This window comes from Paenibacillus sp. WLX1005, from assembly GCF_046603685.1.
Classification (GTDB): Bacteria; Bacillota; Bacilli; order Paenibacillales; family Paenibacillaceae; genus Saccharibacillus.
On record NZ_CP176756.1, the window covers coordinates 1,123,477 to 1,139,899 of the forward strand.

At 49.6% G+C, this 16,423-nt stretch carries 15 protein-coding genes and 1 riboswitch; of the genes, 9 read left to right on the forward strand and 6 right to left on the reverse strand.

The features are described from left to right. Positions 1–257 precede the first annotated feature (257 nt). From ACE3MZ_RS04925 to ACE3MZ_RS04935, 3 genes are all read right to left on the reverse strand, one after another. Positions 258–1,151, reverse strand: coding sequence for a hypothetical protein (locus ACE3MZ_RS04925; RefSeq protein WP_411345368.1), 894 nt, complete (start codon positions 1,149–1,151; stop codon positions 258–260). Between the two features lie 41 nt (positions 1,152–1,192). After that, positions 1,193–1,287, reverse strand: a riboswitch (cyclic di-GMP riboswitch). 397 nt (positions 1,288–1,684) lie between these two features. Then, positions 1,685–2,440, reverse strand: a complete 756-nt coding sequence (locus ACE3MZ_RS04930; protein ID WP_411345369.1) for a peptidylprolyl isomerase — start codon at positions 2,438–2,440, stop codon at positions 1,685–1,687. Positions 2,441–2,601: 161 nt separating this feature from the next. Further along, on the reverse strand, positions 2,602–3,525 hold the full coding sequence (locus tag ACE3MZ_RS04935; protein WP_411345370.1) for an AEC family transporter: 924 nt from the start codon (positions 3,523–3,525) through the stop codon (positions 2,602–2,604). 442 nt (positions 3,526–3,967) lie between these two features. On the opposite strand from ACE3MZ_RS04935, the gene ACE3MZ_RS04940 reads away from it, so the two are divergent. From ACE3MZ_RS04940 to ACE3MZ_RS04955, 4 genes are all read left to right on the forward strand, one after another. Next, positions 3,968–4,678 carry a M50 family metallopeptidase gene (locus ACE3MZ_RS04940; protein ID WP_411345371.1) on the forward strand — a complete coding sequence of 237 codons (711 nt, stop codon included), beginning with the start codon at positions 3,968–3,970 and terminating at the stop codon, positions 4,676–4,678. Then, on the forward strand, positions 4,675–6,045 hold the full coding sequence (locus tag ACE3MZ_RS04945) for an N-acyl-D-glucosamine 2-epimerase (protein WP_411345372.1): 1,371 nt from the start codon (positions 4,675–4,677) through the stop codon (positions 6,043–6,045). Before ACE3MZ_RS04940 ends, ACE3MZ_RS04945 begins: the two co-directional genes overlap by 4 nt. Positions 6,046–6,101: 56 nt before the next feature. Next, a complete protein-coding gene (locus ACE3MZ_RS04950; protein WP_411345373.1) occupies positions 6,102–7,271 on the forward strand; it encodes a pectin acetylesterase-family hydrolase in 1,170 nt (389 codons plus the stop codon). A gap of 61 nt (positions 7,272–7,332) precedes the next feature. Further along, on the forward strand, positions 7,333–9,402 hold the full coding sequence (locus ACE3MZ_RS04955) for a class I SAM-dependent methyltransferase (protein ID WP_411345374.1): 2,070 nt from the start codon (positions 7,333–7,335) through the stop codon (positions 9,400–9,402). Between the two features lie 126 nt (positions 9,403–9,528). Here ACE3MZ_RS04955 and ACE3MZ_RS04960 read toward each other — a convergent pair whose 3' ends face one another. Together ACE3MZ_RS04960 and ACE3MZ_RS04965 are read right to left on the reverse strand one after the other, a co-directional pair. Next, positions 9,529–9,735 carry a hypothetical protein gene (locus ACE3MZ_RS04960; protein ID WP_411345375.1) on the reverse strand — a complete coding sequence of 69 codons (207 nt, stop codon included), beginning with the start codon at positions 9,733–9,735 and terminating at the stop codon, positions 9,529–9,531. Between the two features lie 114 nt (positions 9,736–9,849). Then, complete coding sequence (locus tag ACE3MZ_RS04965; RefSeq protein ID WP_411345376.1) at positions 9,850–10,374, reverse strand: hypothetical protein; 525 nt, start codon at positions 10,372–10,374, stop codon at positions 9,850–9,852. Positions 10,375–10,715: 341 nt separating this feature from the next. Here ACE3MZ_RS04965 and ACE3MZ_RS04970 point away from each other — a divergent pair, with 341 nt between their 5' ends. Both ACE3MZ_RS04970 and rnhA read left to right on the forward strand, forming a co-directional pair. Continuing rightward, entirely contained in the window at positions 10,716–11,945 is a 1,230-nt protein-coding gene (locus tag ACE3MZ_RS04970) for an MFS transporter (RefSeq protein WP_411345377.1), read from the forward strand. A gap of 33 nt (positions 11,946–11,978) precedes the next feature. Then, positions 11,979–12,659: a ribonuclease H gene (gene rnhA / locus ACE3MZ_RS04975; RefSeq protein ID WP_411345378.1), complete on the forward strand. Its 681-nt coding sequence runs from the start codon at positions 11,979–11,981 to the stop codon at positions 12,657–12,659. 62 nt (positions 12,660–12,721) lie between these two features. On the opposite strand, the gene ACE3MZ_RS04980 is transcribed toward rnhA, so the two are convergent. Beyond that, positions 12,722–12,994 carry a hypothetical protein gene (locus ACE3MZ_RS04980; protein ID WP_411345379.1) on the reverse strand — a complete coding sequence of 91 codons (273 nt, stop codon included), beginning with the start codon at positions 12,992–12,994 and terminating at the stop codon, positions 12,722–12,724. 63 nt (positions 12,995–13,057) lie between these two features. On the opposite strand from ACE3MZ_RS04980, the gene ACE3MZ_RS04985 reads away from it, so the two are divergent. From ACE3MZ_RS04985 to ACE3MZ_RS04995, 3 genes are all read left to right on the forward strand, one after another. After that, complete coding sequence (locus tag ACE3MZ_RS04985; protein WP_411345380.1) at positions 13,058–13,183, forward strand: hypothetical protein; 126 nt, start codon at positions 13,058–13,060, stop codon at positions 13,181–13,183. A gap of 112 nt (positions 13,184–13,295) precedes the next feature. After that, on the forward strand, positions 13,296–15,179 hold the full coding sequence (locus ACE3MZ_RS04990) for an ATP-binding protein (RefSeq protein WP_411345381.1): 1,884 nt from the start codon (positions 13,296–13,298) through the stop codon (positions 15,177–15,179). Between the two features lie 301 nt (positions 15,180–15,480). Next, positions 15,481–16,350, forward strand: coding sequence for an ABC transporter permease (locus ACE3MZ_RS04995; RefSeq protein WP_411346699.1), 870 nt, complete (start codon positions 15,481–15,483; stop codon positions 16,348–16,350). Positions 16,351–16,423: the final 73 nt, after the last annotated feature.

Here is a 16,423-nt window from a genome sequence, read left to right on the forward strand (position 1 = left end):
GTCAAACAATACTATTGCATAACATTTTTGTCATTTAACGGCGTCGAAATAAACAAAAAGTTTAAATTGTGAAGATTGAAATTTTCATATGTAGGCACATAGTCATCAACCAGGAAAAAGGAAACCATTTTGGAGCGAGTGCTCCAATGCTCTGTTAGCAGGAATAGGATGTGACATAACAGAAGCGCATACCGGTGTCGCTCTGGTATGCGCTTGCTGATCGTACCTGTAACCAAGTTATACATGGCTTGCCCAAATCAATCCGTACCTTGTTGCACCTTCGCCGACCAGCCAGCATAATCGTGTACAGCAATGCCAGCAAACGAAGAATAGACCGAAGCGGTCACAGTGACTTGAGCCAATTGCTGGTTCATGTAAGCTGCGCTCTCTTCGTAAAAGCTAATGTTGTTGCCTTCTTCACTTTGATTCGTTTCTACACCGATATACACACGGGCGCCGTTGTCGGAGCCTTCCGTCAATTCAGCGTAGGAAACATCCAAAATGGAATCCGCATGATCGCGATACGCCATAATCGTTACGGAATCATACTGTTTCATCATCCAGCTACTGAGTGTGGAACCGTCCGCAGTATTCAGTGTGTACAGCCAGAACGGAATATCGGCGGACGCTTCCACTCCGAGTTGACGTGCAGTTTGAGCTACGTCCAATACGCTTTGCTGCCATCCAGCGATGACGGAGGCTTGGTCGGTGTTCCATTCCGGCAACAGATACGGTTCAATGTCGATATGAATACCGCTGAAGCGTTGTTCTGCCGAGGCGCCGGTCTGATACGAGGAGATCCAATCGAGGGAGGATTGAAGTTGTGGACGCTGGGAATCCAGCGCCCAGGAAGGCGCACCATCCAATGCTTCCACGGCAATGCCTTGTGCGGAAGCGGCGGCGATAAAGCTGTGGTATACGCTGGCATCTAGGTCGGCGTTGATCTGCAGGTAGATCAGATTGACCTGTTGCGATGCAGCGAATTGCAAGACTTCGTCAGGCGAGCTGGCGATCAGCTGCGTGTTCCACAGCCAGGTGGCTTTCTGAGCCGATTGTGCATGAGCGGGTTTCATCGGGAAACCTCCCAGCAGGATCAGGATTGCAAGAAAAGTGATACCTGTCGTTTTGACTATCTGTTGTTTCATACTCATGTTGAATCGGACTCCTTCGATTCATACCGCATCAGGTATTCCTCGGCAACCGGCTGTCATAGCGAAACCCTGCATGTTCCACGTTAGACCCTTGGCTTTGCGTCTTCATCTTTCGATGAATTTGCCCTGACTAAATATGATATGCTATTTAGTTCGGCAGAGTATGCTCCGCCGAGTACAATCTAAGGAAAGATTGTACACAATATATATCGTCTTAGTTGCTAAGTTTATAAAGGGCTTTTCGCCAAATTTCGTCAAAATTTTATACTTGGTTGTGAAATGTGTAGTGATAAGGAAGATAACAAGCGGCAGACAACGAAATTTCTCCAAAATAAAAATACACCAATCCATAACAACAGCCCCGATCCTATTGATGATTAACTATCAATAGGATCGGGGCTGATTCAATAAGGTGAATACAATCCTCGTTCGGTATGAAAAACAGTATCACGATACGAACTGAACTGTACGAGAAGTTGATATACGGACGATATGTGTGATTTACATAGCGACTGTATGAACGCTATAAGAGATCAGTTGCTTTTTTCCGGTTCGGGATACGTTACGCCTTTGGTATCGACGGTGACTTTTTTCATAACTGGTGGTGTGTTTGGTTTATCCTGATCACCGCGTGGCAGATTAACGATAGTATCGACTTCGTCCATGCCGCTGATGACTTTACCAAATGGTGCATATTCGCCATCTAATTGAGCTGCGTCTGCGACCATGATGAAAAATTGGGAGCCGCCGCTGTTCGGATCGGTAGCGCGTGCCATCGAGATAATGCCGCGAGTATGCTTGAGGTCATTTTGCACATTGTTGGACTGGAATTCGCCCTTAATGCTATAGCCCGGTCCGCCGCTGCCGTTACCGTTCGGGTCGCCACCTTGAATCATAAAGCCAGGGATAACGCGATGGAAGGTTAGACCGTCATAGAAGCCTTTGTTCACGAGTGAGATAAAGTTGTTGACGGTGTTGGGTGCTGCTTTTGGATACAGCTCGATTTCGATGGTTTTGCCATTGTCCATTTCAATTGTGACGATTGGATCGTTGTCTTGCTTGAAACTGGCGGAATTATCGGACGCCGATGGTGTATCGGTCGTTTCGCCTGTTGTACCGCTCTGGCTGCCGGAATCACTGCCGGTGGAACCGGAATTGGTACTTTCCGAGCTGGAATTGCTGCCGGTCTGTCCGGTGGTGGGTGCGCTGTTGCCGCAACCTGCCAGAATCAGAAAAACGGCGGTGAATAGAAGAATGAGTACAGCATGTTTACGCGGTTGGCGTAGCATAGGAATGTTCACTCCTTTGGATGATGGAATCCGTCCGGCAATGGACGAATGGCACGACAGACTCCCCGCATGCTGTCATGCACGGACTGTCAGAGCATCTTTCAGTATAAAATGTCGGGCGACTGAACACAAGTTTATGGATATTTGCATCGCTTCTCGGATCAGGCAACATAGCTGGACAATGCAATCACAATCGTAATTGTAAACACATTGACCGTAGTCGATAATAGCACAGTCTGAGCGGCAAAATCCGGTTCATTGCGGTATTCTTCCGCCAGAATCGAGGTGTTCACACCGGTTGGCATCGCCGAAGCAATCAGCAGTGCCTGTGCGGGAATGCCGTGCAAGCCGAGCAACTCGATCAGCAGCAGCCCGATCAGCGGACCACCGAACAACCGTAGCACCATACTGAGATAAATGTCTGAGCGGTACAACCGCAGCGGGTACTTCACAATCTGTGCGCCAAGGGTGATGAGCGCGATAGCGACCATAGACTGCTGCGCATATGTCAGCGGCTGCGACAATACCGCAGGCAGCGGTACAGCCATCACATGCAGCACCAGACCGAGCACGAGCGCATAGGGCACTGGCATTTTCAAAAAGCCGATAATGACGCTGCGATAATTCCCTTGCAGACGCGAGCCTTGAATCGAAATGACGCCGTACGTGAACGTCAGCAGACTTTGCAGCGACATGATCAGCGCCTGCATGGAGGCTGCCAGCGGTTCCCCGCTGAATACGAGCTGATTGACTGGCAGACCGTAGTTGCCGGAGTTGTCGAGCATGATGCTGTTGTTGAACGCAGCCTTCTTCCCGCCTTTGTAGCCCATGACTAGAGAAGTCAGTGAACCGGCGATATAGAGCAGGAGGACGTACAGGCTGTAAAATAGCACCACATTGCCGAGTAGCTCCGGGTTCATATTGGAATGGTACATACTCATAAACACCGTTGCTGGCGTAATGCAGTAAAAGTTAATTTTGGACAGTGTATACAGATCAAGCTGAAACACCCGTTCCAGAACGGAACCGGCGATAATCAGTACAATGATCGGCAACACGACACTGAATAAAATGACAAAAAACAAATGCTCCACTTCTTTCTATAGTCTGAATAAGTATCCCAGCTGTGCATAGGTGGAAGATGAAGATGCGGCATTCTAACATGCCTGCATCATAGGTCGTACTAGAGAGAATCCGTTAAAAGTATACCATAGTCTCTCTCGGCAAAAGACCTCTGCGTGCAGGTATGGGCAAATCCGGTTATATAACTGTATATATATCAATAGATAGATACGAAATGGAAAGTGTCTATTCGCCAACACTGCACAACAGTCCGACTTCGGTAGTGATTCATTGTGTTCATTTTCGCCAGACGGTAAAATACAGGAAAGACGTACAGTTTGCGGTCGGTGCATCCTACTGCATCGTTTGGTACGTCGATCTGTATACTATGTGTCGCTATGGTCATGAATACAATCCTGTGTTGCTGATCAATCACAGGATATTTTCCGATAAGGATGTGTAGCTTTGAATAAATGGCTCAAATTGATTCTGCTGCTAGTCGGTTCAGCAGTGCTGACAAGGCTGATTCCGTTCTCGTCATTATTTCGCAATCTGGATACGATGATCCATGAATTCAGCCATGCGATGATCACACTGTTGACATCGGGCAGGGTCAACCGGATTGAATTGAATGCGGATCACAGCGGTGTCACCTATTCGATGATTACGTCAGCCTGGAGTGGTCTGCCAATCGGGCTGGCTGGATATATGGGTTCATCGCTCTTTGTTGTGTGGATGTTCTATCTGTATCACAAACGGCAGCAGCGCGTCGGTATTATCGTTACTGCCATCATTGCGCTAATTATGCTGGTATTGTATGTGCATCAGGGCTTTGGTGTAGTGTGGCTGATCGGGTTTGTCATTGTCAGCATTCTGATGCTAATTAGCCCGGAATGGCTGCGCAATGGGTATTTTCTGTTGATTATGTTTTTGACGTTGGAGGAGTCGGTTGTATCGGCGCTGACGATTTTGTTATTGTCGGTCACAAGCCCGTCGTCGGCAGGCGATGCGGCAGGGCTGGCACAGCAATTCTGGCTGCCTGCTGTCGTGTGGGGCGTCTGGTTCACTGTCTTCTCGCTGTGGTGTGCCAAATTGTCCGCCCAGCTGTTTGTTCGTAAACGCAAACCGCCGGTATCTACCGGTTCATCTTATGCACGGGGAGGACGTTCCCGATGAATTCATCGCCGCATCCCGGCCGCCCGTGGGCGCTGCGCGGAGCCAGTATTCAGATTGATCCTTTATTTCCGTATTATGCGGATCGTTCGCCAGACAGCATTGCCGATGAATTGGTGCTTGCTGGTTATCGGAATGTGCACTATTTTATCGTCAATGAGCAGCGGGTGGATGCTCGTCTGGTCGAAGCATTGCAAAAGCGTGAAATCGCCGTCTGGGCACTTGTGCTCGGTAATGGCACATTCAGTGTAGAACATGCGCCACCGGAATGGGCGTCGTGGCGAATGGAGCTATTGCGTCCGATCAATGATGGATTTGAACGGTTTTCCCATTTTTCAAAAGATTATATTGCTTGGAAAAAAGAAGTGCTGTCTGTCGTGTTGGACCATGTGCCGTTTGACGGGATTGAGATAGCAGAGCCATATTTTCCAGAATGGAACGGCTTGGAGCGCGGTGTGTATGGCGATATTGGTCCGCTGGCGGCGCAGTCGTTTCGCGAGCGATATGGCGAAGACATGCCAGAGTTCAGAGATGCTGATTCGGCGCGTTATTATACCAAAGTACCGAAGCTATACGAGGCGTGGGTTGATCTGCGCGTAGATGCAGTCAATCATCTGGTGCATGAACTGATCAACGGCGAGCAGGGTGCGCGTGCGATACGACCGGATATTAAAGTGGCAACTTGGTCACTGGCAGTACGCGATGAACTGGCGGCACAGCGATTGCGTGAATGGCAGGGGCTAGACCCGATATCGATGATCGGACTGGTACAGCCGGATCTGCACATGCTGCAAACGCATTGGCCGGACTGGATGAAGCGTGGCTTGCCTGCTGATTATATTCGGGATTACGAGCCACTCGCGGCGCCGATTCGCGAGCAATACCCGGATTTGCCGCTTGGTATTCAGGCGGATATCGGTTCTCGTGCGAGCATGATCAAGGGGCGGCGCTGGCTGGATGAATTTGCCCATCAGGCGAATACGCTGGGCTACCGCACATGGACGGCGTACGAATATCATATTGGCGGGTATATGTATGCTGAGCCGCCACTGCCATCGTCCGGGTTGCGATTGAGCGATCATGAGGTGATGATCACTTACAACAAGCGCGTCGATCCTGAATCGGTAGGTGGGGTGCTGCTCTATCATCTGACTGGCTTGAGCAAGCCGCAGGAGTGGAAAGTGGCGCAATCTGCGGTGGATGGCAATCGATTATTCCTGCGATTCAACAAAGCGTTACCACAAACTCCATTTCAATTGGAAATTCGCGATATTCGCGATACGCCCAATCTATGGCTGCTCAAAGGACGCAAAGCGAACAAAACGCCGCGCAAAACAAGAGTATCGATTATCCGCCCAGCACAATCATGACAGTATAATCATGACGTGCATTTGCATAATGCGCATTTTAGAAAAGAGGAACCTATATGATCATCTCCACTATCGAATGGCTTATTCTTGCGCTGCTTGCTATTGCGATCATCGTCTTTGTCATCAAGCGTCCATCGCGTGTGGAGCGTTTCGATCAATCGCCGCTATATAAATGGAGTCGTATCAATCTGAGCGGACAGGCGATGTCCGGCGACGGCTCGGACTATTATTTGCTCACCCGGCGCGGTCGCAGCAACAATCTAGTTGTGTATTTTTCGGGCGGCGGGATTAGCTGGAATCGGCATACGGCGACGAAGCCGTTCGGTTTGCGTACGCTGCTACACAACCGCGAGCTGGGCTATTATTTTGCCAATATTCCGTTTTATAAGCCGGATCTGCTGCGTGGAATGCTGGAAAATCAGCGCAAGGATAATCCTTTTTACGATTGGAATATCGTGTATATTCCGTATGCGACTGGGGATTTCCATATCGGGGATAACGAGGTGAAATATCGCGGACGAGGCAAGCTACCTTTTACCGCGCATTATAGTGGACGCGCGAATACACTGCGTGGGCTAGACTGGATGTTTGAGCATCTGCCGCAGCCGGACAAGCTGTTCATCGCTGGTGCAAGTGCGGGTGGATTCGGTTCGGCATTTTGGGCGCCGCATATTGCCAACCAGTATCCACAGGCGAAAGTGTACCATTATGCCGACGGTGCGTATCTGCACAGTCAGCAGTGGCCGGACATTATCGAAAAGGTATGGAAAGCCGACTTCCGCAATCGGTACGGGTATGCGATCGAACCTGATCTGATTGGCGCCGCCTTTCGCGCGAATGCGCAATTGTTACCGCCAAACACGGTGATGCTACAATCGAATACGGTATATGATAAGGTGCTTCCTTCGTACGAAGCCGTGCTAAATGGACGCACCAAGGGGCTGGTGAGCGACGATCTGGAAATTACCAATGATTGGTCGCTCGGTATGCTGTCGTCGGCTCGCCAGCTGCAACAGGAGCTGCCAGACTATCACTTTTTCATTACGGATTACGGTGTTGGCAATCGCAAAAAGCGTCGTGGTACTCCGCACACGCTGTCGCCATACAAGGTCTTTTATACGGCGCAGGAGAGTGGTGTGAAGCTGAGCCGCTGGCTGGACGATATCGTCAACAAGGACAAAACGTATTCGGTCGGCAAGGAGTTTATGGAATTTCCAGAACGTTGAGCATTCCAATCGACGATTTTGAAATAGTAACACCAGCAACATCATCAAGGGAGGAATAGGCATGCTGCATTCATTGTCCGCCATTCATCAGTACCGTCAGGCTGAGGTGCCGTATACGGTATCTCAGCGCTGGCTGAATATTCTCGTCTCCGCCGAGGAACGAATCGTCAATCTGGAACGAGTTCAGACGCTTCAGGAGTTGAACGATGCCAATCCGGTACTGGATTATGTCGAACGCACACTGCGTATTTTGGATCAGTTGCGTGTATCGTTCTGGTTGCGCGATATTGTGGAAGAGACGCTCTGCTGGGCAGAAACTGCCAAGGGCGGTAGCACACGCGAGCGCATGAGATGGCAGCAGCAGGGGATCAATTTGTTTGTACATAACGAAGGGTCAGCGCTGTTGTATGAGCGCGATGCCGCCGAACCGGATGATCCGCGTACGATTCTGGTAACGACCTTGATCCGTACACACGGGTTACTGGGACAATTTCTACGTGGGGAAGTGCCGTTTCGCGACAATTTGCCATTGGCAGAGATTGTGGCGCAGGGCATCCTGTCACCGGAAGAGTTGAAAAGTACATTACTCGTGCTGAACCGCTGTATTATTGAAGCGGTATCGCCAGAGCTGTGGCAGCGAGTACGAGATGAGATGTCTACGCTCATTCATGCGGTTACGTATGGCGAGCAGCCACAAGGGATGGGCATCGAAGACCGGATTATGCGACTGCGTACTGGCAGTGAGGCGCGCGGCGAGAATACGCTCGAACTTCTGCAACAGCTGCGTCAGCCTGCACGCTTGGATCAGGTGTTCATGATGCTGGACAATCGCACCTTCTGGTATGTGGAGGCGGCGTTGCAGGACTTTTCCCTAGAGGAATTTTGCAAAATATTCGGACTGCTGGCGGCGGCCGTACCAGAGCAGGTGCGCCATATTAGCTTTGAGCGGCTAATGAACGATCTGTATTACGATTATCGGGGTATTAAAAAGATCAATCTGTACAAAAAGCGGATTATCGAAAAGTATCTATCCGAGTGGAGCTGGGATGATGTACACGCTGGACAGCGCCAGCAGCGCAATCCGCATCTTGAATACGGACTGCTGATCGATGGGCAGCTGCAAGATACCGCCTTCTTCACGTTCCAATTCTCACCAGCAGCGGAGAAGCTGATCGACTTTTGCGTAGAGGCAGAGAAATCACCGCTGTATGAAAAGGCAGTGCTGATGCTGTTTGACCTGTTCGATCTGCGCCGGGATGCGTATGACCGTTTTCATAATGAAGACAGCTATTTGCAGACGATGAACGAAACAGTCGATTACAAACGCTTGCTGCTGCGTTATGTGACCGGACAGACCGTGCTGGATATCGGTCCCGGTGGCGGCGTGATGCTGGATTTGTTAGAGCAGGAGATGCCGGATAAACGGGCGATCGGTATTGATATTTCTGAAAATGTGATCGAAGCGTTACGTCGCAAAAAGCGGCTAGAGCATCATAGCTGGGAAGTGATGAAGGGGGATGCGCTGGCGCTCAAGGAGATTATGGAGCCGGGTAGCGTGGACAGCATTCTCTTTTCCTCGATCTTGCATGAGTTGTATTCGTACATTCCGTTGAATGGGCAAAAGTTCAATCTGGATACGGTTGCCGCAGCGCTGACCAGCGCCTACGACGTACTCGCACCGGGCGGACGTATTATTATCCGCGACGGAATTATGACGGAGCCGACAGTACAGCAGCGCAAAATCACCTTTTTGGAAGAGGGTGGACTGGCGGCGCTCGAACGATATGCTCGCGATTTCCGTGGACGGGAGATTGCGTATGAGGTGCTGGACGAGCAGACCGTGCTATTGCCTGTCAACGATGCGATGGAGTTTCTATACACGTACACATGGGGCGAAGAAGCATATGTGCATGAGGTGCAGGAGCAGTTTGGCTATATGACGCCGAGTAGGTACAAGGAGTTTATTGTCCAGACGCTAGGCGATGGCATAGAGATTGAGCATGTGGAGTCCTTTTTGCAGCAGGGGTATACCGAAGCATTGCAGCCGCGCGTGAAGATCACGGATGAGTGGGATACACCAGTGCCGCTGCCGGATAGTACGTGTATTATTGTGATTCGCAAGAAGGGGTAATGTAAACAAATGAAGCGTTCCAAGTAAATCCAAATAATTATTGTGAAAATCCCCTACTGATCACAGTGGTGCACTCGTCATACAGTGCAGCTCCATTACCAATCAGCAGGGGATTTTTATTTTAAACTATTCCTTGTCCTCATCGCGTAACTTATTGTCGCGTGGCAGTTCATTATCGATCACGCGCTTTTGTACCTCGTCTTCGCCGGAATCGGGAAACGAATCTTCGCGGAACAGACCGAATTGCTCGTCGTTGTCGCGTTCGGTGACCAGATTGTCTTGCTCGTCAGGATGTTTGTCATCTTGATTACTATGGTCTTCATGTGGACTCATCATCATAACCTCCTATACCAAATAATTGCCGTGAACGACAGTTCCCTATCCTATTTCTAACAAAATGATTGTGTTCAAAGGAAGCTGTCGATCCACCTAAAAGGAGTCCGCTGATCAGCGGCGGTCACGTTCCGGTACATCGGGATCATCATGACCTACCGAGCCGTTACGCAGATCCGTGCCGTGGGCATCCTGATCAAATGATGAAGGCACCGATGGATCTTCCGGTGTTTCTCCGTTCAGTTCGTCTGCATCGGGAATATCGGGCAGTGGAGCGTCTTCGAGCGAATCATCCACTACCGGATCGCCAGTCACTTCGTTATCGACATATTCGCCGCCTAGTGGATGATTCACGGGATCTAGCGGTTGCCCTGTTGCATTCACACCAGTATCCAGATCAATCGTATGGCGATCACCTGACAGGCGTTCTTCACGGCTTAGCTCGTTTACCGATTGCTCTTCGCTAACGACAGGTTGAATGCCTTCGTCGTCGCGCACAGTTGGTTCTACAATATCCAGATCGGATTCGGGAATGCTAGACAGTTCTTTTTCATCACGAGCAGTTACCGAATCCAGTGTTTGGTAACGGTTATATTCCTGTGCAGCGGCATCACGATTATTATCAAATGGTTTATTCATGCTGATCATCTCCTTGAGTATGCTTCATGTATGGTCATTCAGTTGTAAATAGTTTTAAGAAAATGAATACCTCGCGCTGAAACGCTTACTTGTTCTTACCCCAATCTTCGATAATTGACATCTTAATTTTAAAGTGACGATATCCATACGCTCTACACCTAGCACATACAACCATTCCAAGCCGCTCCTTCCCGTCATGGTGGTGCAGATAAATGTCGCGACAATAATATGAATAGAAATGAAGTCAATACTAGAGATAGCGGAAATACGTGTGGAACGATTTGGAATTTGTGATCGTCAGGAGTAGAATGGACGATAACGAAAGGATGTGTTGGAACCGGATGGAATTTTCTTGGAAGCGAAATCTTGTCGTCATCTGGCTTGGAGTGTTTTTTTGTAGTATGGCGTATTCAATCTCGATTCCGTTTTTGCCGATCTTTTTGGAAACGGAACTGGGTGTGCATAACCATCTCGCCGTATGGTCTGGTGTGTCATTTGGTATTACGTTTCTAGCGAGCGCGCTCATCTCGCCATTCTGGGGTTCGCTGGCAGATAAATACGGTCGCAAGCCGATGCTGATCCGCTCCGGTTTCAGTTTGGCGGCGCTGTATTTGCTCAGTTATTTTGTAACCGATCCCTACATATTTCTAGTTGTGCGGCTGTTTCAGGGCTTATTGGCAGGCTTCGTACCTGCCTCGATTGCGCTGGTCGGTACGAATACGCCAGAGGATAAAACGGGCTATGCCCTCGGTGTGATGGCAACATCTGGTGCAACGGGTACTATCATCGGTCCGCTAATTGGCGGGGTGGTCAGCTACTACGTTGGTAATCGCAATGCCTTTCTCTTTTCCGCATTGATCGTGCTGATCGCGGCGTTGATTGCGACGATCTGGGCGAAGGAGCATAACTTCAACCGCTCTGCCAAGCGCTCGCGTGTGCGCGATGATATTCGGCAGGCAGCAGGCAATCCGATATTCATTTCGCTGCTCATTTTGACAGCGGTGGCGAACTTCTCGGTTATGATTCTGGAGCCGCTCATTACGATTTATGTCAAAAGCATGGGCGTGGAAGCGGGCAGCGCTTCACTCAGTGCGGGGATCGTATTCTCGGCAGTCGGCGTAGCGACGCTAATTATGGCACCGCGCTGGGGACGCATTGGCAGCAAGGTTGGATTTGGCAAGGTGCTGTTGATCGGTCTGATCGGCAGTGGCATTGGCAATATGCTGCAATTCTTCTTTACGAACATCTGGGGCTTTGGTACGCTGCGATTTGGATATGGCTTGTTCTTTGCAGCGGTACTGCCGTCGATCAACGCAATGATCGTACGGGTTACGCCGCCGGAATTTCGCGGACGTGCATTCGGCTTGAATCAGTCAGCATCTCAGATTGCGACGATGGCAGGACCGATTATCGGCGGTCTGCTCGGTTCGTTTCTCGATATCCGGTTTGTGTTCATTATCAACGGCTTGCTGTTGTTACTGTGCGCGTTCATGGTGGCGCGTCGCCGCTGGGATATCCCACCTCAGCCGTCAGGTGAACCGGTTGCCAAAGTACGCACCAACCATTCATAATGAGGACAGAGTACAGTAAGGAAAGGAAGTATCATGGCAAAATCGAAATTTTATGTCGTATGGGAAGGGCATCGTCCGGGCATCTACAGCTCGTGGCCAGAATGCCAGCAGCAGACGAACGGATACAAGCAAGCCAAATACAAAGCGTATGAATCACGCGCCGAAGCGGAGCGTGCATATACCGAAGGCTGGAAAAAGCATTGGGGACAAGCCGCAGGCAGTTCATCCGCCAAATCGTCATCCAGCGGTGGCAAATCATCCGTTTACGGAAAACGCCAAACCTCGGCATCTGATATTCCGATGGATCAGATTGATTATGACAGTATTTCCGTCGATGTCGGTACACGCGGCAACCCGGGACCGGTAGAATACCGCGGAGTAGATACACGCACTGGGCAGGATATTTTTAGCAAAGGTCCTATTGCCAAAGGAACGAACAATATGGGCGAGTTTCTGGCGATTGTCCATGCGCTCGCGTATTTGAACAAGCAGGGCAGCAACAAAACCGTATACAGCGACTCGGCAACCGCCATCAAATGGGTCAAGCAGAAGCAGGCAGCGTCCACACTTGTGCGCGACGCATCGACCGCCGAGATCTGGGATCTGGTCGACCGTGCCGAGCATTGGTTGCGCACGAACAGCTACAGCAACAAGCTATTAAAATGGGAAACCCGCAGCTGGGGCGAAGTGAAAGCCGATTACGGACGGAAGTAACAGCGTATCCAAATGACAAAAAAAGCCGGAAGTCAGGGAATGTTCTCCTGCTTCCGGCTTATTTAATCATTCTGATCTTCATCTTCATGTCGTGCTAGCGAAGTATCTGAATCTTGGTCTTCCGGGTCTGCCTGTGGATGCGGACCGGAATCCTCTTCGTCCGCTACGTCTTGATGCAGCGGCTGATCCAGCCGTTCGGGATGAATGACGGCTAGCTCCGCATCACGCGGCAGTTCGGGTTCCAATTCTTCAGACACCGACTGGGCATCCTCATCATCCAGAAGCGTGCCCTTCGTTTTCCAGAACACATCGTCATAATGCTGTTTGTCTGCCATGCTGCTCAGCTCCTTACCTGCAATTTGGGAAATGGATATCGTTCCCCTTACAGGAGGTTACCCTTGACGGCTGCCTGCCAAACACCATATATAGCTGCTCATGCGCTGACGGGATGTGAACAGCAGTGTGTGATTGGTACAGCTGCTGCGTTTGGCGAAAAAGGTAAATTACCAGAGACAGGAATTTAATGGTGTTACTGCAAGGTAGGAAGAAGTATAATAGAATTTGTGGATTCAGCATGAATTTCCCAATTATGTAGTACATATGTGTCACTATCAATTGAGGTGCTCTATGAAGATTATGCCCAAAGCTTTCGTTATATTCCTGCTCTTTGTCATCGTCGTATTGTTGGCATTCTCCTTATCTGCCAATATGCGTGAAGACAAGCGTTTCCAGCAGATCGATTACTGGCAAGTACGCTGGCAGGCGCAAAATACATTTACATCCAAGCCGTGGAACGATGATCAGAACAGCTACTGGACCTCATCGCAATTAATGAAGGATGGCAAGCCAGTCAATAGCTCGTCCGCTTGGATTCGGATTCCGCTGCCGGAGCTGAACTGGAATACGTCCGGTCTGCTCATTCGCGAATTGCAAGGCAAGCATGTGATCGTCTACTTGGATGACAACAAAATCTACGAATCCCGGCGCGGCTATGCTTATGAGCAGAACCAATTGCTGCTGCCGCTTACCCGCGATGATTCGTTCAAAATGGTCTATATCTGGGTCGAGTCGGCGCGTGAGAAGATCGGTCTGACCAATGGCATTCTAATTGGCGATTATCAGGACATCCTGACCACCTACGTTAGCTCCGATCTGATGGATGTGGTAATTGGGTTCTCATTTGTACTAGTAGCGCTCATTATGGCGTTCTGCTCCTTTTTCCTAGAAGGGCAAGCACGGCGGATGTGGCTTAGTCTCTGTATCGTGATTCTAGCGCTCGGTGTGCTCGTAGTGACGTATTCGCCGTTTCTGTTTACCTTTTATCCACTGGGTGACCGAGTGTATGCGCTTCTGTTCGATATTAGTCTGTTTGTGCTCGTGCCGGCATTTTATGAGTTTTTTGAAAATGTATTTGGCAAAGGGTACAACAATCTCATTCATCGTATGAAAAAGGTGCAGTACATCTATTCGATTCTCTGTCTGCTGGCGCTGATTGGCAATGCGCTTACCCATGATCGGTATTTTAAAGTGTATTATGTAATGACCGTGCTGATCTTTGGCGTGTTTATTCTGGTCGGACTCATTACATTCCTGATTATGACGTTGCGATATGCGCGGCAGCAAAATCGGGCGGCGCAGATTTTTGCGGCAGGTTTCTCGACGTTTGCGCTTATTACCGGGTTTGAGCTGATCTGGTACTATGTGCAGGATGGTGATTACAAGCTCGTATTGTGGAAATGGGGCGTGATCTTCTTTGTCATTTCGCTCATTGCCATTATGGGACGTGTCTTCGCTGAAAATCGGCGGCAGGCGATTGAATATTCACGCCAGCTGGAGCTGTTCAACAATGAATTGCAGCGCTCGGAGAAGATGGACATCATTAGCGAACTGGCGGCTTCGGTCGCCCATGAAGTGCGTAATCCGCTTCAGGTGACGCGCGGATTCCTGCAATTGACGCAGATGAATACCGACGATAAGGGACGCGAGCATCTGAAGATGGCACTGGATGAGCTGGATCGTGCGGCTGGCATCATTACCGACTTCCTCACCTTTGCCAAGCCGCAATTTGATCAGGAGGATATGCTGGATCTGAGGCAGGAGTTCTCGAATATTGAGAATATTATGCAGCCGCTCGCCAGCTTGCAAGGGGGAACCTTACTGATCGACGTGCCAGAGCAGCTATACATTCGCGGTAACTCGTCCAAATTCAAGCAAGCGTGTATTAATATTATTAAGAACGGGATTGAGGCGCTGCGCAAGGATGGCAATGTGACGATTCAAGCGCGGCGTTGGGACGATAGCATCTGTATCTATATTCGCGATAACGGCTCCGGGATGGATGAACAGGAGCTGGCGCGACTAGGAGAGCCGTACTTTTCCAACAAAACAAAGGGCACCGGGCTAGGTCTGATGGTAACGTTCCGTATCATTGAAGCGATGGGTGGTGAACTGGAATTTCATAGCAAAAAAGGGGAAGGAACAGAAGCTGTGCTTACTTTTCCGCTAGTCACGCCCATGTAAAACGGGTGGCTAGCGGCGGGGGAGCGCGGCTTTTTTATATGCGATTCAACAATAACGTACAAATATAGCAGAATCGTAAAAGGGAATAGCAGAATAGTGAAATACCAATCATTTAGAAAACGCTTACAATAAAAGGGTAAAGGTTACGTTGCCCGCCGGACGATATGTAGACCGATTCCGGCACCCGTATCAACGAAGCACAAAGGAGGAATGTTCATTGGATACCGCCAAGTCGATCCCTGCTGTACGTGTCAAAAGCTCTCGGCGCAAAACGTTTAAAAATAGCCGCGTACTCCTAATCATGTGCTTGCCGGCCATTGTGTTTTTCTGCATTTTTGCGTATTTGCCAATGCCCGGTCTGTATCTGGCGTTCGTCAAGTACAACTACACCGACGGTATTTTCGGAAGTCCGTTTGTCGGCTGGGACAATTTCAAATTTCTAGTTATGACCGGCGATCTGTGGAGACTAACGTTTAATACGGTGGCGTATAACATCGCCTTTATTCTGATCGGCAATGTGGCACAGATTACCGTTGCCATCCTGCTGAATGAAATCCGCAAAAAGTGGTTTAAAAAAGTCACGCAGACGCTCATGTTTCTGCCGTACTTTATCTCGGCAGTACTGGTCGGTCTGCTTGCTTACAACATTTTGAGCTATGATTACGGTCTGCTCAATCATGTGCTGGCAGGACTCGGATTGAATCCGGTCAAAGCGTATTCCGAACCGGGACTGTGGCCGTTTATTATCGTCATTACGTATTTGTGGCAGACGACGGGCTACGGCTCGATTGTATATTTTGCCGCCATTATGGGATTGGACAGCGAAATCGTGGAAGCGTCGGAGATCGATGGTGCCAATGCGTTTCAGCGCATTATCCATATTGTGATTCCGTGGCTGAAACCGACATTTATTATTTTGCTGCTGTTCTCACTCGGCGGCATTCTCAAAGGAAACTTTGGCTTATTTTATAACTTGGTCGGTGCGAATAACACGGCGTTGTACGCCAGCACTGATATTATCGAAACGTATGTATTCCGCTCGCTGATGACGAATTTTAACTTCTCGATGGGTAGTGCGGTCAGCCTGTATCAATCCATCTTCGGCTTTGTCGTTGTATTAACAGCCAACTGGGTGATCAAGAAAGTCTCGCCTGAAAATTCACTGTTCTAGGAGGTCGCCGATATGGACATCAATCCCAAAGTTAACGTTATTGGAGGCAATGCTCCACGTCCGGCGCGTATCC